The 21,943-nt window shown below is 64.8% G+C and carries 20 protein-coding genes and 1 tRNA gene; 18 read left to right on the top strand and 3 right to left on the bottom strand.

What is annotated here, in order from left to right:
- Positions 1–195: 195 nt before the first annotated feature.
- Together H587_RS16890 and H587_RS0101700 are read left to right on the top strand one after the other, a co-directional pair.
- The gene (locus tag H587_RS16890; protein ID WP_051202362.1) at positions 196–2,139 is read left to right on the top strand and encodes a hybrid sensor histidine kinase/response regulator; all 1,944 of its coding nucleotides are present in this window, start codon (positions 196–198) and stop codon (positions 2,137–2,139) included.
- Positions 2,136–3,533 (top strand): sigma-54-dependent transcriptional regulator, encoded by a 1,398-nt coding sequence (locus tag H587_RS0101700; RefSeq protein WP_027174779.1) that lies wholly within the window; start codon positions 2,136–2,138, stop codon positions 3,531–3,533. The genes H587_RS16890 and H587_RS0101700 overlap by 4 nt, the downstream gene beginning before the upstream one ends.
- Positions 3,534–3,653: 120 nt before the next feature.
- Here the strand turns inward: H587_RS0101700 and H587_RS0101695 are convergent.
- A tRNA-Arg gene (locus H587_RS0101695) sits at positions 3,654–3,730 on the bottom strand.
- Positions 3,731–3,846: 116 nt separating this feature from the next.
- On the opposite strand from H587_RS0101695, the gene H587_RS0101690 reads away from it, so the two are divergent.
- Together H587_RS0101690 and H587_RS0101685 are read left to right on the top strand one after the other, a co-directional pair.
- Positions 3,847–4,425 carry a UbiX family flavin prenyltransferase gene (locus tag H587_RS0101690; RefSeq protein WP_027174778.1) on the top strand — a complete coding sequence of 193 codons (579 nt, stop codon included), beginning with the start codon at positions 3,847–3,849 and terminating at the stop codon, positions 4,423–4,425.
- A gap of 9 nt (positions 4,426–4,434) precedes the next feature.
- The gene (locus H587_RS0101685) at positions 4,435–5,115 is read left to right on the top strand and encodes a metal-dependent hydrolase (protein ID WP_027174777.1); all 681 of its coding nucleotides are present in this window, start codon (positions 4,435–4,437) and stop codon (positions 5,113–5,115) included.
- On the opposite strand, the gene uvrC is transcribed toward H587_RS0101685, so the two are convergent.
- Positions 5,112–6,923, bottom strand: a complete 1,812-nt coding sequence (uvrC, locus tag H587_RS0101680; protein WP_034608397.1) for an excinuclease ABC subunit UvrC — start codon at positions 6,921–6,923, stop codon at positions 5,112–5,114. The two genes, H587_RS0101685 and uvrC, sit on opposite strands and share 4 nt — an antisense overlap.
- Before the next feature lie 239 nt (positions 6,924–7,162).
- Between uvrC and H587_RS0101675 the strand changes: the two genes are divergently transcribed.
- The 14 genes from H587_RS0101675 (at position 7,163) to H587_RS0101605 (ending at position 21,096) form a co-directional block, all read left to right on the top strand.
- Positions 7,163–8,572 carry an outer membrane homotrimeric porin gene (locus H587_RS0101675; protein ID WP_027174775.1) on the top strand — a complete coding sequence of 470 codons (1,410 nt, stop codon included), beginning with the start codon at positions 7,163–7,165 and terminating at the stop codon, positions 8,570–8,572.
- A gap of 323 nt (positions 8,573–8,895) precedes the next feature.
- Entirely contained in the window at positions 8,896–10,215 is a 1,320-nt protein-coding gene (locus H587_RS16885; protein WP_156904418.1) for an outer membrane homotrimeric porin, read from the top strand.
- Positions 10,216–10,361: 146 nt separating this feature from the next.
- Complete coding sequence (gene hisD / locus H587_RS0101665) at positions 10,362–11,681, top strand: histidinol dehydrogenase (protein WP_027174774.1); 1,320 nt, start codon at positions 10,362–10,364, stop codon at positions 11,679–11,681.
- 4 nt (positions 11,682–11,685) lie between these two features.
- Positions 11,686–12,588 carry a phosphoribosylaminoimidazolesuccinocarboxamide synthase gene (locus H587_RS0101660; protein ID WP_027174773.1) on the top strand — a complete coding sequence of 301 codons (903 nt, stop codon included), beginning with the start codon at positions 11,686–11,688 and terminating at the stop codon, positions 12,586–12,588.
- Positions 12,589–12,617: 29 nt separating this feature from the next.
- Positions 12,618–13,382, top strand: a complete 765-nt coding sequence (locus tag H587_RS0101655) for an enoyl-ACP reductase FabI (RefSeq protein WP_027174772.1) — start codon at positions 12,618–12,620, stop codon at positions 13,380–13,382.
- A gap of 232 nt (positions 13,383–13,614) precedes the next feature.
- Complete coding sequence (gene rpsF / locus H587_RS0101645) at positions 13,615–13,917, top strand: 30S ribosomal protein S6 (protein ID WP_027174771.1); 303 nt, start codon at positions 13,615–13,617, stop codon at positions 13,915–13,917.
- A 12-nt stretch (positions 13,918–13,929) separates the two neighbouring features.
- On the top strand, positions 13,930–14,190 hold the full coding sequence (rpsR, locus tag H587_RS0101640; protein ID WP_027174770.1) for a 30S ribosomal protein S18: 261 nt from the start codon (positions 13,930–13,932) through the stop codon (positions 14,188–14,190).
- 10 nt (positions 14,191–14,200) lie between these two features.
- Positions 14,201–14,728, top strand: a complete 528-nt coding sequence (gene rplI / locus H587_RS0101635; protein WP_027174769.1) for a 50S ribosomal protein L9 — start codon at positions 14,201–14,203, stop codon at positions 14,726–14,728.
- Positions 14,691–16,130, top strand: a complete 1,440-nt coding sequence (gene dnaB / locus H587_RS0101630) for a replicative DNA helicase (RefSeq protein WP_027174768.1) — start codon at positions 14,691–14,693, stop codon at positions 16,128–16,130. The genes rplI and dnaB overlap by 38 nt, the downstream gene beginning before the upstream one ends.
- Before the next feature lie 16 nt (positions 16,131–16,146).
- Positions 16,147–17,439: a phenylacetate--CoA ligase family protein gene (locus H587_RS0101625; protein WP_027174767.1), complete on the top strand. Its 1,293-nt coding sequence runs from the start codon at positions 16,147–16,149 to the stop codon at positions 17,437–17,439.
- A complete protein-coding gene (locus H587_RS0101620) occupies positions 17,439–17,948 on the top strand; it encodes a DUF456 domain-containing protein (RefSeq protein WP_027174766.1) in 510 nt (169 codons plus the stop codon). The genes H587_RS0101625 and H587_RS0101620 overlap by 1 nt, the downstream gene beginning before the upstream one ends.
- Before the next feature lie 19 nt (positions 17,949–17,967).
- Positions 17,968–19,413 (top strand): threonine synthase, encoded by a 1,446-nt coding sequence (gene thrC / locus H587_RS0101615; protein WP_027174765.1) that lies wholly within the window; start codon positions 17,968–17,970, stop codon positions 19,411–19,413.
- On the top strand, positions 19,413–20,162 hold the full coding sequence (locus tag H587_RS0101610) for a TlyA family RNA methyltransferase (protein ID WP_027174764.1): 750 nt from the start codon (positions 19,413–19,415) through the stop codon (positions 20,160–20,162). The genes thrC and H587_RS0101610 overlap by 1 nt, the downstream gene beginning before the upstream one ends.
- Before the next feature lie 40 nt (positions 20,163–20,202).
- Positions 20,203–21,096: a DMT family transporter gene (locus H587_RS0101605; RefSeq protein ID WP_027174763.1), complete on the top strand. Its 894-nt coding sequence runs from the start codon at positions 20,203–20,205 to the stop codon at positions 21,094–21,096.
- Here the strand turns inward: H587_RS0101605 and H587_RS0101600 are convergent.
- Positions 21,093–21,935, bottom strand: a complete 843-nt coding sequence (locus tag H587_RS0101600; RefSeq protein ID WP_034608395.1) for a rhodanese-like domain-containing protein — start codon at positions 21,933–21,935, stop codon at positions 21,093–21,095. The genes H587_RS0101605 and H587_RS0101600 overlap by 4 nt on opposite strands.
- Positions 21,936–21,943: the final 8 nt, after the last annotated feature.

The following is a 21,943-nucleotide window of genomic DNA, read 5'->3' as shown; positions in this document are numbered from 1 at the left end:
CTACTCAAGAATCATGCCCAATCCCCCCAGTCGAAAAATTGATACGCATTTCAAAATGTTGACGATTATGTTCCGATCCAGACTCCATTCCAGGGCGCAAGAAACGTCTTGCGCGGCAAGACAAAGTCTTCCATAAGAAGATAACAGCCTTTTCAGGTGCGTGCTCGGCGCACACCGAGAAGACGGGGAGGCCGCATGCGCTCCAGACGCCCTGCCGCCACGTCCCGCCGCTGCCCGCGACGGCCCGGGGAGGATCTCGTCCACACCCTGCTCAACGCCGCCTCGGACCATGCCCTGCTCCTCCGCCGGGACGGCACGGTCCTGGCCTGCAACCGCTCCATGGCCGCCATCTTCCACCTTGATCCCGGGCAACTCGCCGGAGAACGCATCTACGACTTCTTCCCCCTGGAGACGGCCCGAAAATGGGCCGAGTCCGTGGACCGCGCCCTGGACGGACAGGATTGCCGGCTGGAGGAGAACCTCATCCCAGGTCTGGACCTGGAGACGCGCATGCATCGGGTCACGGGAGCAGACGGGGAGCCGGACCGCGTGGCCGTATTCAGCCGGGACGTCACCGCGCGAAAGGCCGCCGAGCGCGAACGCACGCGTCTGGCCTCGGCCATCGAGCAGACTGCCGACGCAGTGATCGTCTACGACGAGAACATGCGCGTGGAATTCATCAACCAGTCCTTCGAAGCCCTCACCGGATACTCGCTCAAGGACGTGCGCGGTTGTGAGCCCTCCACCTTCTATGTCGGCCCCGAACAACGCCGCTGTCTGGAAGAAATCATGGATTGCCTCGCTCGGGGCGATATCTGGACCGGACGCGTGAGCAACACCTGCAAGGACAACAAGGTCATCCGCTGCGAAAAGACCCTGGCGCCCATCCGGGGCAAGGGCGGCAGCATCCTCGGCTACGTGAGCGTCTGGCGCGACGTCACCGAGGTGGAGATCCTCGAACGCCAACTGCGCCGGGCCCAGAAAATGGAGGCCCTCGGCACCCTGGCCGGGGGCATCGCCCACGACTTCAACAATATCCTGGCTCCCATCGTGCTTCTGGCCGACATCGGTCTGTGCCGCCTGCCCGAGGGCGACCCGCTGCGCTCGGTCTTCGAGCGCATTCTCAAGGCCACCAAGCGGGCAGGCGACCTGGTGCGCCAGATTCTCGGTCTGAGCCGCCGCCACGAGTCCGACCACCCCATGCCGGTGCGCCTGGCCACCATCCTGGAGGAATGCCTGAAACTCCTCCGCCCCACCCTGCCGAGCACCATCGCCATCAGCCTGGAACTGGAGACCAAGCGCGACGTGGTCCTGGCCGATCCCTCGCAAATCCACCAGATGGTCATCAATCTCTGCACCAACGCGGCCTGGGCCATGCGCGGCAGCGGCGGGGCCCTGGAGCTGCGCGTCACGGAACGGGATGTGCCCAAGGGCGGGGATCGGTCGTTTCCCTGCGTCGCGCCAGGCCCGCATGTGCTCCTCAGCGTGCGCGACACGGGCCACGGCATCGACGCCGAGCACATGGAGCACATCTTCGAGCCCTTCTTCACCACCCGGGGCGACGGCTCGGGCACCGGCCTGGGCCTGGCCGTGGTCCAGAACATCGTGGACCAGTTGCGCGGCGGGGTACGGGTACGCAGCAAGCCAGGCTCGGGCACCTGCTTCGAGATTCTCCTGCCGCGTTCGGAGGCCACGGCTCAGGCGATCCCGGAACTGTCGCCGGTTCCCCTATTGGAAGCCACGGATGGCGGCCGCATCCTGGTGGTGGACGACGAAGTGGAAATCCTGGACGCCTGCACCATGGGCCTCACGGCCCTCGGTTACGAGGTCACGGCCTGCTCCCGGGGCGAGGAGGCCCTGAGCCTGTTCCGCGATGCGCCGCATGGCTTCGACCTGGCGCTCACCGACGCGACCATGCCGGGAATGACCGGGCCAGATCTTGTGCGCGAACTGCTCAAAATCGAGCCGCATCTGCCGATCATCCTGGCCTCCGGGCACAGCGACCTGGTTTCCCGGGAAAAAGCCTGGAAACTCGGCGCACTGGAATATCTGGACAAACCCTACGGAATGGATCAACTGGTCGTTCTCGTCCGGCGGCTTCTCGGCCGTGGACGGCGCTCCGGAGGGGAAGGCGCATGACCCAGCCGCGCGTGCTCATCGTGGACGACGACGCCATGCTCCGCGACGCGCTCCAAACCGCCGTGGAGCAGATGGGCTGCACGGCGGACGGCGCGGGCACCCTCAAGGAGGGCCTGGCCATGGCGGAGGCCGGGGACTACGACGTGGTCGTTCTGGACGTGCGCATGCCCGACGGCAGCGGCCTGGACTGCCTGGGCCGTTTCCAGGAGTGTCCATCGAATCCCGAGGTCATCATCCTCACCGGCGTTGGCGATCCAGACGGCGCGGAACTGGCCATCCGCAGCGGCGCCTGGAGTTACATCGCCAAGCCCCCCACCCTGAATAAGATCCGTCTGCCGCTCCAACGGGCCATCGAGCACCACCGGGGCAAGAGCAAGCTCCTTCCCCTGGGGCTCAAACGCAGCGGCATCATCGGAGACAGCCGAGCCGTGCGGCGCTGTCTGGACCTGGCGGCCCAGGCTGCGGTCACCGACGCCTCGGTGCTCATCACCGGCGAGACCGGCACGGGCAAGGAACTCTTCGCCCGGGCCATCCACGACAACAGCGCCCGGGCCGATGAGCCCTTCGTGGTGGTGGATTGCGCCGCCATGCCGGAACAGCTGGTGGAAAGCCAGCTCTTCGGCTATGAACGGGGAGCCTTCACCGGCGCGGACCGCCGTTTCGAAGGTTTGGTGCGCCAAGCTCACCGGGGCACCCTCTTCCTGGACGAGATCGGGGAACTGCCGCTGGCGGTGCAGAAATCCTTTTTGAGGGTTCTGCAGGACGGCTGCTACCGGCCGGTAGGCGGTGTCAAGGAAGTCCGTAGTGAATTCCGCCTGGTGGTGGCCACCAACCGTGATCTGGATGCCATGGTGGAACAGGGACGTTTCCGTCAGGATCTGCTCTTCCGTGTGCGGACCATGACCCTCAACCTGCCGCGCCTCAAGAACCGACATGGGGACATCGCCTTGCTCTGCCGCCATTTCCTGGCCCGACAATGTCGGCTCAACGGCCTCCCGGCCAAGCGCATCTCGCCGGATTACCTGGACGCCCTGGAGAGCTATGACTGGCCAGGAAACGTCCGCGAACTGCTCCACGCCGTGGAACGCTCCCTGGCCGCAGCCCTGAACGACCCGGTGCTCGTCCCGGCGCATCTGCCCACGAACATCCGGGTGAGTCTGGCGCGTGCCTCCGTGCCCAACCGGGAACCATCGGTCGAGAAGCCGGGGGCGGCTGGCGACGAACCATTTCCTTCGCTGAAGGAAGTCCGGCTCCAGGCCGTGGCCGAAGTGGAGTCGCGCTATCTCCGTGATCTGTTGGCCGAAGCTGGGGGCGACATCCAGCAAGCCTGCGCCTTGTCCGGCCTGTCCCGGGCCCGCCTGTACGCTTTGTTGAAAAAGTACGATCTGCCCTGAGGGATGCTCGACGTCGATCGCCCCAGTCAACCCCAAAGAGACACGCGGGGCCAAGAGAGCCGCCTGGCGCAGAAACGAAAAAAGGACTTGCGACGCTATGTCGTAAGTCCTTGTTTTCGCTGGTGGGCAATAGGTGATTCGAACACCTGGCCTTTGGCTCCGGAGGCCAACGCTCTATCCAGCTGAGCTAATTGCCCGCGAGGGGGTTTAGCTATCCTCAGCGCCCGCTCCTGTCAAGGGCGAGGGCACGGATTCACTCTCTACGGCATCAAGGCTCCTTGTCAATGGCCGAGGGGCCGTTTACACTCTCATCATGAGCACTGAATCCCCCAAAAAACGAGTGGTTCTGGCCGTCACCGGGGCCAGCGGTCTGATCTACGCCGGAATCCTGGCCCGTGAACTCGGCTCCCGCGAGGACGTGGAGTTGTTCGCCATCATCTCGGACGCGGCCCGCGAGGTCATGCGCCATGAGGACGGACTGGACGAGGCGTTCCTGCGGAGCACCGCTCGGGCCCTCTACTCGGAAAAGGACATCGCCGCCCCCCCGGCCAGCGGTTCCTGGCGACACCAGGGCATGATCGTCTGCCCCTGCTCCATGGCCAGCGTGGCGGCCATCGCCCAGGGCCTGGGCAACAACCTGATCCACCGCGCGGCGGACGTAACGCTCAAGGAAGGCATGAAGCTCGTGCTCGTGCCACGGGAAACGCCGCTTTCGACCATCCATCTGCGCAACCTTCTGGCCGCCCGCGAAGCGGGCGCGACGATCCTGCCCGCCTGCCCCGGCTTCTATCACCGCCCGACGACGATTCAGGATATGGCCGCCCATCTCGCGGGCAGGATTCTGGACCAACTGGACATCCCCAACACGCTGTTCCAGCGCTGGGGGGAATAGGAGGCGTTCATGGAACTGACCTGGTTCGGCCACTCCAATTTCCGCCTCGCCCACGGCGGCGCGGCCTTTTCCATCGATCCCTTCTTCACCGGCAACCCCAAGGCTCCCGGACCCTGGCGCAAGACGCTGGGGTCGGTGGACGCCGTGCTGGTGACCCACGACCACGGCGACCACCTCGGGCAGGCCGTGGAAATCAGCACCGAACGCGACATTCCATTGGTGGGCGTCTTCGACACCGTGTGCAAACTCGTGTCCCAGGGCCTGCCCCAGGAATTGGGCCTGGGCATGAATCTCGGCGGCGCGGTGCGCCTGGCGGACGTGGAGGTGCAGATGGTCCAGGCCATGCATTCTTCGGCCAGCGGAACCTGCGCGGGCTACATCCTGACCTGGCCGGACGGCTTTTGCGCCTATCATTCCGGCGACACGGCCCTGTTCGGAGACATGGAGATGTTCGGCCGGTTCCAGCACATCCACTTGGCCATGCTGCCCATCGGCGGCCACTTCACCATGGACCCGAAGTCCGCCGCCCACGCCTGCGGATTGCTCGGCTGCGACATGGTCGCGCCCATGCACTGGGGCACCTTCCCGATCCTGGAGCAGGACACGGCGGGTTTCAGCAAGCAGCTGCAAAAGATCGCGCCGAGCGTGAAACTGCTCGACCTCGCGCCGGGCGGGGCGCTGACCGTCTAGCCCAGACGGGCCAGCGCCTCGACGATCTTCTCCGCGCGCCTGTCGCCGAGCCCGGGCACACTCCTCAGGTCATCCTTGGTCGCGGCCCGCAATGCCTCCAGACTGCCGAAACGCTCCCAGAGCAGCCGCGCGGTCTTTGGTCCCACGCCGGGCAAATCCAGCACCGCGCTCTTCAGGGCCTTGGAGGCGCGGCTGCGGCGCTGGCCGCCGAGTACGAAGCGATGGGCCGCGTCGCGCACGGACTGGAGAAAGAGCAGTTCCGGCCCGCCAGGCGGCAGGTCCACGGGATTCTTTCGGCCCGGGCGGAAGATGAAGTCGCCCAGTTCCCCGGCCCGGCGCGTCTCGCCCTTGGCGATGGCCGCCAGTTCCAGGATCGGGGCGTCCTCCATGCCGCGCATGGCTTCGAAAAATGCCCGCTCCACGGCCGCCAACTGACCTCGTCCACCGTCCACAAGCACGAGGTCCGGCCAGGGCGGGCCGGACTCCACACGACGCGCGGCCCAGGCCGCCAAAGCCGCGTAGTCGTCGGAGGAACCCTCGAGTTCGGGGAAGGCGTAGTGCCGGGACTCCTTGGGCAGGCGTCGGCCTTCCTCGAAGACCACCATGCCCGCGCGGGTGCCGGTGCCGCCGAGATGCGAAATATCCACGCCCTCGACGCGAACGGGACGTCGCCCCAGACGCAAACGTCGCTCCAGTCCGGCCAGGAGGTCGGCGCTCCGGCGCGGCGCCGCCCGCCGGGCCACCTCTCGGGTCAGTTCGAGCAGGCCGCGTTCCGCCTGCCCCCGGGGACGCGCCAACCGCACGTCTCCACCCCGGCGCTCGGCCAGCACCTCGGCCAACAGGTCCGGCAGCGCCTGTTCCGCCACGATACGCGCGGGGATGAACCGTTCCTCGTGGTAGAACTGCACGAGGAACCCCTCCAGCACCTCGGCGGCCTCCTGTCGGCTCATGTCCGGAAAGTGGAAGGCCTGCTCGTCCAGAACCCGGCCCCGGCGCACGAAAACCACTCCCAGGCCGAGGCCCTCCTCCACCGGCTCCAGCCCCAGCACGTCGAGGTCGCCGCCGCCGGGCAGCACCACGGCCTGGCGCTCCACCGTGCGCCGGATCGCGGCCATGCGGTCGCGGATCACGGCCGCCTGCTCGAAGCGCAACGCCTCGGCCGCCTCGTTCATCTCGCGCTTGAGTTCGGCCAGAACGGATTCCGCACGGCCGGAGAGAAAACGTTCCACCCGGCGCACCAATTCGCGGTAGGCTTCCTCGTCCACCTGCCGCACGCACGGGGCCAGACACTGATTCAGATGATGATGGAGGCAGGGGCGCACCCGGTTGCGGAAAACCTTCTCGGAACATTTGCGCAACGGGAATATCCGCCCCAGGAGCTTCCACGTTTCGCGCGCGGATTGGGCCGAGGTGAACGGGCCGAAATAAAGCGCTCCGTCGCGCGTCACCCGCCGGGTGATCTGAAGCCGGGGAAATTTGGAAGTCTTGTCCAGACGGAACAAAAGGTATTGCTTGTCATCACGCAGAACCACGTTGTAGCGCGGCCGGTGTTTCTTGATCAGGCTCTCCTCCAGGAGCAGGGCCTCCTTCTCCGTGGTCGCGGCCAGCACGTCCACCCGGGCCACCCGGGCCACCAGGGCGCGCGTCTTGGCCGAGAGGTTGCGCGGCCCACGAAAATAGGAAGCCAGACGCTTGCGCAGGCTGATGGCTTTTCCCACATAGATGATGCGCCCCCGTTCGTCCTTCATGAGATAGACCCCGGGCGAGTCGGGAAAATCCGCGGAGCGGAAGTGAAACAGCGCGGCCATGCTCATTCCTTTCATGAAGCGGTTCGGGGTTCTCTACGCCCCTCCCGGAATCATGACAACGTTCGTTCCCAGGCGCGGATTTCCGGCGGCGAGGGGTCGTCCCGTCTCATTGTAAAAATTTTGATACTTTTTGCCCCTGGAGGCTTGTAAAAATTTTTGAACCTTGCTAGAAGTCGACTCAGGGCATGGCGTTGGAAGGGCAATCGCATTACGCAACCGCAAAAGAAAGGAAGGATAACATGAAACGTTTGGTTCTTTTGGCCACGCTTCTGGCCTTCGTCTTCGGCATGGCCGCTTCGGCCCACGCCGTCAAGGTGGAGGCTTCCGGCGCTTGGGCCGTGGAGTTCCTGTTCTCTGAGAACTTCGACATGGATAAGAACGGCGGTGCTGGCGACGGCCAGGGCGACTTCAACGTCTACCAGCGTCTCCGCACCCAGTTCGACTTCATCGCCAACGAGAACCTCCGCGGCGTGCTGGCCACGGAAATCGGCTCGACCGCTGCGGAGCAGCGTTGGGGCGGCGACAACTACCGCTTCCATGACCGCTTCAACGGCATCAACGTGCGCCGGGCCTATGTCGACTTCGCCATCCCGGGCACCAAGATCACCAACCGCATCGGCTACCAGAACATCAACCTGCCCGCGGCCGTCGGCGGCGGCAGCATGATCCTGGACGACGAAGTGGCCGGCGTGGTCACCGCCATCCCGGTCATCGACGAGCTGAGCGTGGTGGCCGGTTACGCCCGCCTCTACGACTTCGACAACGACGACAACATTAGCGGCACCCAGAACACCTCGCTTGACGCGGGCGTCCTGATCCTGCCCGTGACGTTGGACGGCTTCAAGTTCGCGCCCTTCTTCATGTATGCCTACGCTGGCTCCGCTGCCGTCAACGAAATGGTCCGCACCGATCCGGTTACTCTCGACCTCATTGGCCCCGGCACCTGGGGCCTGACCGGCCCCGGCGCCATCAGCACCGCCGGCCGCAAGGTTTACTGGGGCGGCACCAGCTTTGAGATGACCTACTTCGACCCGATCAAGGTCATGGCCGACGTCAACTACGGCAAGGCCACCGGCAGTGACAAGGTCGACAACCGTTCCGGCTGGATGTTCGACCTGGCCGTGGACTACACCGGCTTCGACTTCATGACCCCCGAGCTGTTCTTCGCCTACACCTCTGGCGAGGACAGCGACGTGACCGACGGTTCCGAGCGTATGCCCACGCTGAACGCTCGTAACTGGGCTCTCGGCTCCTTCTTCTTCGGCGGCGACACCCTGCTTCAGGGCTCCAAGGGCTACGGCGTCGAGCAGACCGGCTTCTGGGCTCTCGGCCTCAGCCTGAAGGACATCAGCTTCCTCGAGAAGCTGTCCCACACCTTCACCGTCATGTACGCGAAGGGCACCAACGACAAGGCCCTCATCGGCAACGCGGCCATCACCTACGGCCAGACGCTGACCGAGGAAGACCACATCGTGGAAGTGGACCTGAACACCAAGTACCAGCTCTACGAAGAACTGTGCCTGACCCTGGACCTCGGCTACATCAACAACGGCTACGACAAGGACAAGTGGCGTGCGGCCCCTGGTATGGGCGGTCTGGACAAGAACGACGCCTACAAGCTGAGCACCGGTATCCTGTACCAGTTCTAGTCCTTGCTTCCAGCCCCACGTCTTTCCCACGCCTGACCCGGGCCGGGGCGTAAGCCCCGGCCCTTTTTTTTCATCTTTTGAATGGGATACCTCGAGTTAAAAAATTTTAACTTTGTAACGAATTTCCTCTTGTAAAAATTTTTGAACATGGATACGACAAGTGCAAGGGTATCGGCGAAGGATCGGACATTTATTTGCGAACACCGCAAAAGAAAGGAAGGATAACCATGAAACGCTTGGTTCTGCTGGCCACCCTCCTGGCCTTCGTGCTCGGCATGGCCGCTTCGGCCCACGCCGTGACCATGAAGGCCTCCGGCCAGTAGATCATCGAGTTCCTCGTTTCGGACAACTTCGACCTGAACGAGAAAGCCAACACGGCGAGCGACCGCAACGGCGACTTCAACGTGTTCCAGCGCTTCCGCACCCAGTTCGACTTCATCGCCAACGAGAACCTGAAGGGCGTGCTGGCCACGGAAATCGGCTCCACGGCCGACGAGCAGCGTTGGGGCGGCGACCAGTACCGCTTCCATGACCGCTTCAACGGCATCAACGTGCGCCGGGCCTATGTCGACTTCAAGATTCCGGGCACCAAGATCGCCAACCGCATCGGCTACCAGGGCATCAACCTGCCCGCGGCCTACGGCGGCGGCAGCCTGATCCTGGACGACGAAGTGGCCGGCGTGTTCACCACCATCCCGGTGATCGACGAGGTGAGCGTGGTGGCCGGTTACGCCCGCCTCTACGACTACGATAACACCACCACCCCGCGTGGCACCTCGAACACTTCGGTTGACGCCGCCACCCTGATCGTGCCGGTGAAGCTCGACGGCTTCAAGTTCGCGCCTTTCTTCATGTACGCCTACGCCGGTTCCGCCGCCGTCAGCGATCTGGCCACCGACACGAGCTACTCCAACAGCGCGCGCCGCATGATCCGCGGCCTCACCGGCCCCGGCGCCCCGACCATCAACGGCCGCAACGCCTACTGGGGCGGCACCAGCTTCGAGATGACCTACTTCGATCCGATCAAGGTCATGGCCGACGTGAACTACGGCAAGGCCACCGGCAGCATCGACTCCGATGACCGTTCCGGCTGGATGTTCGACCTGGCCGTGGACTACACCGGCCTCGACTTCATGACCCCCGAGCTGTTCTTCGCCTACACCTCCGGTGAAGACGACAAGACCAGCAACGGTTCCGAGCGCATGCCCATGCTCACCGCCCGTAACTGGGGCGTCGGCTCCTTCTTCTTCAACGGCGACACCCTGATCGAGGGCACCCCCAACGGCACCACCGACGCCCGCAACCTGGGCTTCTGGGCCGTGGGCCTGCAGTTGAAGGACATCAGCTTCATCGAGAAGCTGAAGCACACCTTCATCGTCATGTACGCCCAGGGCACCAACGACAAGGATCTCGTCGGCGTCGCGGGCAGCAACTACTACTCCTACGGCTACACGCTGACCGAGAAGGACCACATCTGGGAAGTGGACCTGAACACCAGCTACAAGCTGTATGACGAACTGACCCTGAGCTTCGACCTCGGCTACATCAACAACGGCTACGACAAGGACGTGTGGGCCTCCTCGGCCACCCGCGATCCCGCCGACGCCTACAAGCTGAGCACCGGCATCAAGTACGAGTTCTAGTCCAGACTGGGACTCGGATCCCACGCCATACCCGGGCCGGGGCGCAAGCCCCGGCCTTTTTTTATGCCCTGGCCCGACTCGACTTTCCAGGCCGCCTCCCGTATATTTCCGCTTCGACGACAACCCCTCGAACCACGGAACACCTCATGCCCCTCAAACAGATCATCTACTCCAGTCCTGACGACTGGCCCGCCCTGAGCGGACGCCTCGCGGGCCGCCGCAATCCGGAATCCAAGGTCCGGGATGTCGTCCGCGACATCCTGGCCGACGTGCGCGAACGCGGCGACGTCGCCCTGGCGGACTACACCCGCCGCTTCGACTGTCCAGGCTTCACGGCCTCCCGCCAGCGCGTCCCCAAGACGGCCATCACGAAGGCCCTCAAGGCCATTCCCGCCGAGGACGCGGCCATCCTGGCCGAGGCCATCGCCAATGTCCGGGCCTTCCACGAGCGCCAACGCGAGAATTCCTGGCTCACCACGGCCCCGGACGGCACCATCCTGGGCCAGCTGGTCCTGCCGGTGGACCGCGTGGGCCTGTATGTCCCCGGCGGACAGGGCGGCGAAACGCCGTTGGTCTCCAGCCTGATCATGAACGCCGTGCCCGCCCGGGTGGCCGGAGTGCGCGAGATCGCGGTCGTCTCCCCGCCCCGGGCCGACGGGACGCTCAATCCATATATATTGGCCACCGCCGCCCTGCTCGACATCGACGAGGTCCACCTCTCGGGCAGCGCCTGGGCCGTGGCCGCCCTGGCCTACGGCACCAAGACCATCCGCCCCTGCGACGTCATCGCCGGGCCGGGCAACATCTACGTGGCCACGGCCAAATCGCTCCTGGTGGGCGAAGTGGGCATCGACATGGTGGCCGGACCGAGCGAGATCGCCGTCCTGGCCGACGCCTCCGCCGATCCCGCATGGCTGGCGGCGGACCTGCTCTCCCAGGCCGAGCACGATCCCCTGGCCGCCTGCGTCCTGGCCACGCCGGACACAAAGCTGGCCAAGGCCGTGACCGCCGAGCTGGCCGCCCAGCTCAAGCTCCTGCCACGCGGCGAGATCGCCGCCAAGTCGCTGGCCGACTGGGGCGTCCTGGCCCTCACCCCGGACCTCGCCACGGCGGCGGACATGGTCAACCGACTGGCCCCCGAACACCTGGAGCTGGCCGTGGCCGAGCCCTGGGCCCTGCTGCCGTCCATCCGCCACGCCGGGGCCATCTTCATGGGCCACCACTGCCCCGAGCCCGTGGGCGACTATTTCGCCGGGCCCAACCACGTCCTGCCCACCCTGGGAACGGCGCGGTTCTCCTCGGCCCTGTCCGTGCAGACCTTCTGCAAGAAGTCGAGCATCGTGGCCGCCTCCCCGGCCTTCGTCGGCGCGCACGGAGCCAAGATCGCCCGGCTGGCCCGGCTGGAAGGACTGGAGGCCCACGCCCGTTCCGTGGAATGCCGCATCCCCAAGAAGAAAAAGAGGTAGCACCATGAGCGCACCCGCCGTCATCACCACCGACATCAAGGAATTCAAGCTGGCTTCCAGGGGCAAGGTCCGGGACATCTACGAGATCGACCCCGTGACCCTGCTCATCGTGACCACCGACCGAATTTCGGCCTTCGACGTGGTCATGCCCGACCCCATCCCGCTCAAGGGCGTGATCCTGAACCAGATCACCCTGTACTGGATGAAGATGATGGAAGATCTCGTCGGGAACCACATTCTGGCCGCCGACACCGCCGACTTCCCCAAGGCCCTGGCCCCCTACTCGGCCATGCTCCGGGGGCGCTCGGTGCTGGTGCGCAAGGCCAAGCCCCTGCCCATCGAGTGCATCGTGCGCGGCTACATCACCGGCTCGGGCTGGAAGGACTATCAGAAAACCGGCATGGTCAGCGGGCACAAACTGCCCACGGGCCTGCGCGAGTCGGACATGTTGGACACACCCCTGTTCACGCCGTCCACCAAGGCCGAGATCGGACAGCACGACGAGAACATCACCGTGGACCAGGCCGCGGCCATGCTCGGCCCGGCGCTCATGACCAAAGTCCAGGATCTCGCCCTGGCCATCTATTCCCGGGCCCGGTCCCACGCGCGGACGCGGGGCATCCTCATCGCGGACACCAAGTTCGAGTTCGGCGCAACCGATGACGGCCTGCTGCTCATCGATGAGGTTCTGACCCCGGACTCCTCGCGCTTCTGGCCCGCCGACGGCTATGCCCCGGGCCGGGGCCAGCCGAGCTTCGACAAGCAGTTTCTGCGCGACTGGTTGGAGGAGATCGGCTTCGACAAGCGCCCCCCGGCCCCGCGCATCCCGGAAGAGATCGCCCTGAAAACCCAGGAGAAATATCTGGAGGCCTACCGCCTGTTGACCGGAACGGAGCTGACGGTATAGCCTTCCAAGACGAACCAAGGAGAATGAACATGCTTCTGCAAGGAAAGAGGGCCCTCGTCTTCGGCGTGGCCAACGACAAGAGCATCGCCTACGGCATCGCCGAGGCGTTCAAGAAGAACGGTGCGCGCCTGGCCTTCAGCTACGTCAACGAGGCCATCCAGAAACGTGTGGAGCCCATCAGCGAGACGCTGGGCGGCGAATTCATCTTCCCCTGCGACGTGACCGACGACGCGAGCATCGCGGCCTCCGCCGAGATGGTGCGGGAGAAATGGGGCGGAGTGGACGTGCTCGTGCATTCGGTAGCCTTCGCCAACCGTGACGACCTCAAGGGCCGCTATATCGAGACTTCCCGCGACGGCTTCAAGCTGGCCCTGGACATTTCGGCCTTTTCCCTGGTGGCCCTCTGCCGGGCCTACGAAGACCTGCTGAGCCCCGACGCCTCGATCCTGACCATGACCTACCACGGCTCCACCAAGGTGGTGACCAACTACAACGTCATGGGCGTGGCCAAGGCCGCCCTGGAAGCCAGCGTCCGATACCTGGCCGCCGACCTGGGACGGAAGGGCGTACGCATCAACGCGGTCAGCGCCGGTCCCATCAAAACCCTGGCCTCCTCGGGCATCTCCGGCTTCAAGAGCATCCTGGCCCACGTGGAGGAGCACGCTCCCATGCACCGCAACGTGACCATCGAGGACGTCGGCAACACGGCCCTGTTCCTGGCCTCCTCCCTGGCTTCCGGGATCACCGGCGAGGTCCTCTACGTGGACTCCGGCTTCAGCATCATGGGGATATGAGATGCTCAAGGGAATCATCGTCCTGGCCGTTCTGGTCGCGGCCTTCTGGCTCTGCCGCAAGGGACTCTCGAACCTGGGCCTCGGTTGAGGCCCCAAGAAGGAGTGCGGCTGGACGCCGCCCGGCACGGACAAGACGAAACGGCCTTGACAGCAACGGAGCGAACGAATAAGTTGCCCGTTCTGCCTTGCTCTTCCCGCAACGGGAAGGGCCATAGACCAAAAGGAGGAACACATGTCTCAGACCTACGAGACACTGGTTCTTCTCTCGCCTGAACTGGCCGAGGAGAACCGCAAGACGCTCATCGACAACCTCTCCGCCATCGTGGACCGCGAGGGGGGCAAGGTGAACGTCGTGGACGATTGGGGAATCCGCACCCTGGCCTATCCGGTCCAGAAGCAGACCCGTGGCTATTACGTGCGCCTGGAGTATGCCGGGCCCGGCCCGCTCGTCGCGGAGCTGGAGCGCAACATCCGCATCACCGACGGCATCTTCAAGTTCGTCACCGTCCGCTTGGCGGACGCGACCGCCGCGTAAGGAGGACTGGCCATGGCATTCCGCAAGAAGTTCACCCCCCGCAAGAAGTTCTGCCGCTTCTGCGCGGACAAGAATCTGCCCCTGGATTACAAACGCGCCGACATCCTTCGGGACTACATCACCGAGCGCGGCAAGATCATCGCCCGCCGCATCACCGGCACCTGCGCCAAGCACCAGCGGCAGCTGACCACTGAAATCAAGCGCGCCCGCCAGATGGCGCTGCTCTTCTACACCACCGTGCACAGCACGGACGTGAAGAAGCGGACCCTGTAGGAGGCCGGAGATGAAACTCATTCTGCGCGCCGATGTGGAGGCCCTCGGCCGCCTCGGCCAGATCGTCACCGTCAAGCCCGGGTACGGCCGCAACTACCTCGTGCCCCAGGGCTTGGCCATGCCGGCCACCGAGGCCAACCTGAAGCAGTTCGAACTGGAGCGCAAGAAGCTCCAGGCCAAGGCCGACACGCTGCGCACCAGCGCCGCCGACGTGGCCGAGCGCATCAACGGCGTGGCCCTGACCATCGCCGTCCGCGTGGGCGAGAACGACAAGCTCTACGGCTCCGTGACCTCGGTGAACATCGCCGACGTCCTGGCCGCCGAGAAGGGCATCGAAATCGACCGCCGCAAGATCGTCCTGCCCGAAGCCATCCGCGCCCTGGGCGAATACGAGGTCGAGGTCAGGCTGCATCCCGACGTCCACGCCGCCATCAAGCTCTCCGTGGTTCGCGAAGGCCATGTAGCCGAGGAGCCGGAGCAGTCCGCTCCCGAGACGACCGATGAACAGCAGGCGGAAGGAAACGACCAGCAGGCCTAGGGGCCGCGACAGAAATCCATCGGGGGAGGCCCAGCCGAGGGCCTCCTCCGATCTCCTGCGCAAGGTCCCCCCCCAGAACCTGGAAGCCGAACAGGCGGTTCTGGGGGGCGTCTTTTTGAAGAACAGCCTCTTCAACTCCCTGGTCGACCTCGTCGGCCCCGACGATTTCTATTCTCCGGCTCATGCGGCCATCTTCCAGTGCTTCATCGACCTCTATAATCTGAACCGGCCCATCGATCTGGTCACGGTCACGGATGCGCTCAAGCAATCCGGCGAGTTGGACCAGGTGGGGGGGCCGGTATATCTGGCGGAGCTTGCCGATTCCCCGGTAAGCGCGGCCAACGCCCTGTTCCATGCCCGCATTGTACGCGACAAGTCGATTCTGCGCCGTCTCATCGACGTCTCCAGCGAAATCATCTCCGAATGCTACGAAGCCCGGGATGTGGACGCCCTGCTGGACGCCTCGGAAAAACAAATATTCGAGATCGCGGAGGCCAAGGCCCAGAGCCCCTACATGGCCTCCAAGGATCTGGTGCACAAGGTCTTCGACCAGCTCGAGCAGCGCTACGAGAACAAGTCCGCGGTCACGGGCATCCCGACGACCTACGTGCGCTTCGACGAGATGACCTCCGGCCTGCAGAACTCCGACCTGATCATCGTGGCCGGTCGTCCGAGCATGGGCAAGACGGCCTTCGCCCTGAATCTGGCCCTGCGCGCGGCGGTCAAGTCCGAGGTGCCCACGGCGGTCTTCTCCCTGGAAATGAGCATGGAACAACTCATGACCCGCCTCCTGGCCTGCCAGGGCATGGTCGAGCTTTCCCGTCTGCGCAGCGGTTTCATCGAGGACGCGGATTGGGCCAAACTCCAGGACGCCGCAGACACGCTGGGCAAGGCGCCCATCTTCATCGACGACACCCCGGCGCTGTCCACGCTGGAGCTGCGCGCCCGCTGCCGTCGCCTCAAGGCCGAGCACAAACTCGGTCTGGTGGTCATCGACTACCTCCAGCTCATGCGCTCCAGCCGGGACATCGACTCGCGCGAACAGGAAATTTCTGATATTTCGCGGAACTTGAAGGCTCTTGCGAAGGAGCTGAACATCCCGGTCATCGCCTTGTCGCAGCTCAACCGCAAGGTCGAGGAACGCACGAACAAGCGCCCCATGCTCTCGGACCTGCGCGAATCCGGCGCCATCGAGCAGGACGCCGACGTGATCGTGTTCCTGTACCGGGACGAGTTCTACAACAAGAAGGACGACAACCCCAAGGCCGGCGTCGCCGAAATCATCATCGGCAAGCAGCGCAACGGCCCGGTGGGCGAGGTGGAGCTGGCCTTCCTGAAGAAATACACGGCGTTCGAGAATCTGAGCGCCACGCCCTATCCGTCCGAGTCGCCCTACGAATAACATGTCGGGAGGATCCATGTTCTACACTGCGGAGGAGACCCTGCCCCGCGCGGACCTGCTTCGCCTGCAGGCCGAGCGTCTGCGGGCCGTTGTGGAAAACGCCTGTAATTCGCCGTTCTACAAGGAGCATCTCGCCAAGGCCGGTGTCCGTCCCGAGGACATCAGGAGCGTGGACGATGTGCGCCGCCTTCCCTTCACCACCAAGAACGACCTGCGCGCCCAGTATCCCCACGGCCTGCTCTGCCGCCCGCTGGATCAGTTCGTGCGCCTGCACGCCTCATCCGGCACCACCGGTTCCCCCACGGCCATCTTCTATACCCAGGCCGACCTGGACCGCTGGGCCGACCTGGTGGCGCGCAGCATGTACTCCGCCGGAATGCGCAAGGGCGACATCTTCCAGAACATGAGCGGCTACGGTCTGTTCACCGGCGGCCTGGGCATCCACTACGGAGCCGAGAAGCTCGGTTGCCTGACCATCCCGGCCGGAGCCGGAAACTCCAAGCGCCAGGTCAAACTCATCCGCGACTTCGGCGTCACGGCCGTGCACATCATCCCCTCCTACGCCCTGTATTTCGGCGCCTTCCTCAAGTCCGAGGGCATCGATCCGGCGAACCTGAAATGGCGCATCGCGCTCATCGGCGCCGAGCCGCACACCGAGGAGGTGCGCCGCCGCGTGGAGGAGTTGCTTCACCTCAAGGCGTACAATTCCTACGGCCTTTCCGAGATGAACGGCCCGGGCGTGGCCTTCGAATGCGAACGCCAGAACGGTATGCACCTCTGGGAGGACTCCTATCTGGCGGAGATCGTCGACCCCGAGACCGGCGAGCACGTGGCCGAGGGCGAGGTGGGCGAACTGGTCATGACCACCCTGACCCGCGAAGGCATGCCCATCCTGCGTTACCGCACCCGCGACCTGACCCGTTTCCTGCCCGGGGAATGCGCCTGCGGCCGGACCCACCGCCGCATCGACCGGATCACCGGCCGGGCCGACGACATGCTCATCATCAAGGGCGTGAACATCTACCCCATGCAGGTGGAGCAGGCTCTCATGTGTCTGCCGGAGGTGGGCCAGAACTACGTCATCGAACTCTTCACCGAGGAATTCATCGACCAGATGCGCGTCAAGGTGGAGATCAAGGAAGAATTCTTCGTCGAGGACATGCGCGTCCTGCGGAAGCTCCAGAAGCGCATCGCCGACCGGCTGCGCGACGAGCTGCTCATCACGCCCCGCGTTGAGCTCGTGCAGCACGACTCCATTCCCAAGGGCGAGGGCAAGGCCAAACGCGTGGTGGACTTGAGGAACGCCTGATGGACTACGTCTGGGCCGCGCTCTTCCTGTCCCTGATCACGGCCGTGCAGTTCCTGCACGTCTTCGGCCTGCCCGCCAACTGGGTGGCCCTGACCTTGCTGGCGGCCTGGACCTGGCTGCATCCGACCCAGCCCGAGGGCATGACCTGGCTGTTCATGGGCCTGCTGCTCGTCCTGGCCCTGGCGGGCGAGGCCGCCGAGTTCGCGGCCCAGGCCCATGGAGCCCGCAAGTACGGGGCCAGCGCCAAGGGCAACCTGGGCGGCATCATCGGGGCCATCGCCGGGGCGATCCTTGGAGCTCCATTCCTGTTCGGCCTGGGAGCGCTCATCGGCTCCTTGGCCGGGGCCTTCACCGGCTGTCTGCTGATCGAGATCATCCAGGGCAAGGCCCTGCCCGAGGCTCGACGCGCGGCCATGGGCGCGTTCTGGGGCAAGGCCCTGGGCACCACCCTGAAAATGAGCCTGGGCGCGGTCATGATCATCCTGAGCATGCCGCGCGTCTGGCCGTAACTGAATTCGGAGAAGACGGATGAACCCGCACTTTCCTTCCTACCGCGGCGTCATGGAATACCACTGCCTGGGCTGCGGCAAGACCTACGGCATCGACGAACTGCTCTACACCTGCCCAGAATGCGGCGGCGTCTTCCTGCTGCGCGACACGACCTTCGACAGTCTGAAGAAGACCTCCGGCCGAGAATGGCGCGAGATCTTCGACGCCCGCGCGGCATCCAAGAACCCGGCCCTGCGCGGCATCTTCCGCTTCTACGAACTCATGGCCCCAGTGCTGGAGCCCGAGGACATCGTCTGCCTGGGCGAGGGCAACACGCCCATCGTGGAATCCAGCCCGGCCCTGCGGGAGATCACGGGTCTGCGCACGGCCTACAAGAACGACGGCCAGAATCCGAGCGCGTCCTTCAAGGACCGGGGCATGGCCTGCGCCTTCAGCTATCTGCGCAACTGCATCCGCCGTCAGGGTTGGGACCAGGTGCTCACGGTCTGCGCCTCCACGGGCGACACCTCGGCTTCGGCGGCCCTCTACGCCGCCTACGTCGGCGGCCCGATCAAGAGCGTGGTCCTCCTGCCCCACGGCAAGGTCACTCCGCAGCAGCTGGCCCAACCCCTGGGCAGCGGGGCCATCGTCCTGGAAGTTCCCGGGGTCTTCGACGATTGCATGAAGGTGGTCGAATACCTAGCCGACAACTACCGAGTGGCCTTGCTCAACTCCAAGAACGCCTGGCGCATCCTGGGCCAGGAGTCCTACGCCTTCGAGGTGGCCCAATGGTACGGCTGGGACATGGCCGGGAAGTGCGTCTTCGTGCCCATCGGCAACGCCGGCAACATCACCGCGGTCATGGCCGGTTTCCTCAAGCTCCTGGACCTTGGCGTCATCGAGACCCTGCCGCGCATCTTCGGCGTGCAATCCCACCACGCCGACCCGGTCTACCGCTACTACGCCGTGGACGACCCGGCCAAGCGGAGCTACGCGCCCGTGCCCGTGACCCCGAGCGTGGCCCAGGCGGCCATGATCGGCAACCCGGTCTCCTTCCCGCGCGTGAAACACTTCGCCGAGCGCTACGAGACCCTGGGCGGCGAGAATGCCTTCCAGGTGCTCCAAGTCACGGAACAGGCCATCATCGAGGGCATGCTCCTAGCCAACCGTCACGGCCACATCGCCTGCACCCAGGGCGGCGAATGCCTGGCCGGCGCTCGCCGGGCCAAGGAGCTGGGCCTGCTCTCCGACGACGAGTCCTGCATCCTGGACGCCACGGCCCATCACCTGAAATTCGTGGGCTTCCAGCAGCAGTATTTCGACAACACCTTCCCGGCGGAGTTCGGAATCACGCCCGATCCGACCCTGGCCAACCGCCCCGAATTGATCCTCCAGCCCGAGGACAAGGCCTCCCTGAGCCCGGAGGAATATACGGCCAAGGCCGCCGTCAACGTAGTCCGGCGTCTGGGCCTGACGAAACGCTGATGGCCGCGCGGGAGCGGGCCGACCAGCTCCTGGCGCTGCGGGGCCTGGCCGAAAGTCGCGAAAAGGCCAAGCGCCTCGTCATGGCGGGCCAGGCCTTCGTCATCGAACGCGGGCAGAAGACGCCCATCGCCAAGCCCGGCCAGATGCTCCCGGCCGATGCCGAACTGCTGGTGGAGGGTGTGGAACGCTTCGTCAGCCGAGGCGGTTTCAAGCTGCTCACGGCCGTCGAACGATTGGGCTTCGACCCCTCGGGCATGATTTGTCTGGACGCCGGAGCCTCCACCGGCGGATTCACCGACTGCCTGCTCCAGCACGGCGCGGTCCGCGTCTACGCCGCGGACGTGGGCTACGGCCAGTTGCACTGGAAGCTGCGCCAGGATCCGCGCGTTGTGGTTCTGGAGCGGGTCAACCTCAAAGAGCCTCCGGACGCCCTTCTTCCCGAACTCGTGGACTGCATCACGGCCGACGTCTCCTTCATTTCCGTAACCCGCGTGTTGGAAGGCTGTTTGCGTTTTCTCAAACCCGGCGGACTGGCCGCCGTGCTCGTCAAGCCCCAGTTCGAGCTGGGGCCGGGCCGCACGGACAAGGGAGTGGTGCGCGACGAGGCGGATCGGGAAGAGGCCGTGGAGACGGTTCTCCGGTTCTGCGAGAGGCTGGGCTTGACCTGCCTCGGACGGGTCGCCGCGGACATCCGCGGCCCGAAGGGCAACCAGGAATACTTGATCCTGCTCAAAAAGCTTGGCGGGTAGTCACTTCGGGGGTAGGTTCCCCTCCTTTGCGGGAGGACTCATGATCCGGGGTATGCTCTATTCCGTCATTTCGGCCATCTGCTACGGCCTGATGGCCATCATGGCCAAGCTCGGCTTCGCGGCGGGCATGGATACATGGGGCATGCTCCAGCACCGCTTCGCCTTCGGCGCGCTCATCCTGGCCGTGGTCCTGCTCATCCGCAATCCCGCCGCCCTGCGGCCAAGCCCCCGCCTCCTGGCCAAGGCCGCGCTGCTGGGTTGCGTGTTCTATGTCTTCCAGAGCGTGCTCTTCTTCATGGCTCTGGAGCGGATTCCGGCCTCCACAACGGCCCTGGTCTTCTATTTCTATCCCGTGGCCGTGACCCTGCTCTCGGCCCTCATCTTCCGCCTGCGCATCGACCGCTGCGTCGTCGCCTCGCTCACCCTGGTCATGCTCGGATGCGCCCTGGTCTTCTACGACGCTTTCCTCAAGGGACTCTCGGGCGCAGGTGTGTTCTACGCCCTGGCCTCCATGATCCTGTTCTCCGCCTATCTCATCGCGGTACAGCTCCTGCTGAAGAACGAAGAGCCGCTCCAGGCCACGTTCTTCGTGGTCCTGTTCGCGGCCCTGGCCTTCACCGTGATCAACGGCCCGGGAACTATCCTCCAGCTGAACTCCTTCGAGCGCCTGGGCATCGGCCTGAGCCTGGGCATCATCCCCACTGCCGTGGCCATTTCCCTGCTCTATCTGGCCATCGAAAAGATCGGCAGCGCCTGGACCTCCATCTTCTCCACCTTCGAACCCGTGGCCACCCTTGCTGCGGCCGGGCTGATCCTCGGTGAGCAGGTGGTGGCCCTGCAACTCTTCGGCGTGGCTTTCATCGTGGCTGGAATCGTCCTGCCCAACGCCCGTATGCTCACGGCCCGCAAGGTCACGGGGACGAAAGCCGCCTAGCCTCGCTCGGCACGACGCTCCAGCAACCCGCCGAGCATGCGCAGATGGGCTCGCTCCTCCTGCCCGAGCTGCAAAAGCATCTTGGCCTTTTCGGCGTCGGCCGGCTCCTGCTCGGAACAACGAAGATAAAAGTCCAGGGCCTGGGCTTCGAACTGCATGGCCAGCTCCAGTGCATCCCGAGCCTGGGTCGCGCGCAGGCCCATGTTTTCCAAGAAATGCCCGGGCTCCACGCCGCCTTCGGCCATTTCCTCACCACGCGCGTTTCTGATCCGGCTCCGAGCCTGATCCTCGAAGGACGCCCTGTCCTGAGCCCCGGCATCCTCCTTGACATGAAGACGGTAGAGCCGCTCCCGGTGCCGCACCTCGAAACCGGCCAATTGCCGAAAAGCCAGGCGAACGTCCTGGCTTTCGGCCCGAGCCATGAGATCTTCGTAAAATTCCTGCAGGATCATCTCCATGCCGCAAGCCAGAAGGAGCACATCTCCCTTGTCCGCCGCAACAAGGCAGAAATTCAGCCCCTGATGGCCAGGACCGATGGCCACGCCGCCCTGCCAAGCCGCGATACCGCCCTGCAGGTTGATCACTCGGGAGAATCCCAGGCCCTCCAGCAGACCGGCGGCGGCCACGCTGCGGCTTCCTGAACGGCAATACACCAGCACCAGCTTGTCCCGCTTGAGTTCACCCGCACGTTCCGGCAATTCCCCCAGGGGGATGAGACGCGCTCCCGGCAGATGGAATTCCTGATATTCGAAGGGCTGCCGGACATCCACCAGGACATGCTCCTCGGCCGCGCGGCTTTCCAAAAAACGTCGGGCCTCCTCAGCGGTCATCTGCAACATGGCGGAAC

The sequence above is a fragment of the Desulfovibrio aminophilus DSM 12254 genome, from assembly GCF_000422565.1.
GTDB classification, from domain to species: domain Bacteria; phylum Desulfobacterota; class Desulfovibrionia; order Desulfovibrionales; family Desulfovibrionaceae; genus Aminidesulfovibrio; species Aminidesulfovibrio aminophilus.
Note: the sequence above shows the minus strand (reverse complement) of the source record. Positions and strands in the feature narration are given on the sequence as shown.